General features: G+C 77.7%; 1 protein-coding gene. It reads left to right on the forward strand.

Annotated elements, in window-relative coordinates:
* Window positions 1–516, forward strand: a 516-nt coding sequence (locus EOE48_RS29535; RefSeq protein WP_187371594.1) for an MBG domain-containing protein, incomplete at both ends; no start/stop codon positions are given.

Below are 516 nucleotides of genomic sequence, written 5' to 3' on the forward strand. Positions count from 1 at the left end.
CGCCCCGCGCGCCCTCGTCGTCACCGCCGACGCGCAGAGCCGCCTCTACGGCGAGGCCAACCCGCCCCTGACCTACACCGTCGGCGGCCTCGTCGGCGGCGACGGCCTCGGCGGCAGCCTCGCCACCGCCGCCGGCGCCGCGAGCGGCGTCGGCCGCTACGCCATCACCGTGGGCTCGCTGGCGGCCCCGGCGAACTACGCCCTGACCTACCAGGGCGCCGACCTCACCATCGCCCCGCGGCCGGTGACGCTGTCGGGCACCCGCGTCTACGACGCCACCGCCGCCGTCGCGGGCGGCCTGCTCGCCGCCGGCAACCTCGTCGCCGGCGATGCCGTGGCCGTGTCGGGCATCGGCCGGCTCGCGGCCAAGGACGTCGGTGCGCAGGCGCTCACCGGCCTGTCCGGCCTCGCCCTGTCGAACCCGAACTACACGCTGGCCGGCGCCACCGGCGCGGTCGCGATCACGCAGGCCACGCTCCTCGTCGGCACCCTCTCCGCCCGCGACAGGACCTACGA

The sequence above is a fragment of the Methylobacterium oryzihabitans genome (genome assembly GCF_004004555.2).
GTDB lineage: Bacteria > Pseudomonadota > Alphaproteobacteria > Rhizobiales > Beijerinckiaceae > Methylobacterium > Methylobacterium oryzihabitans.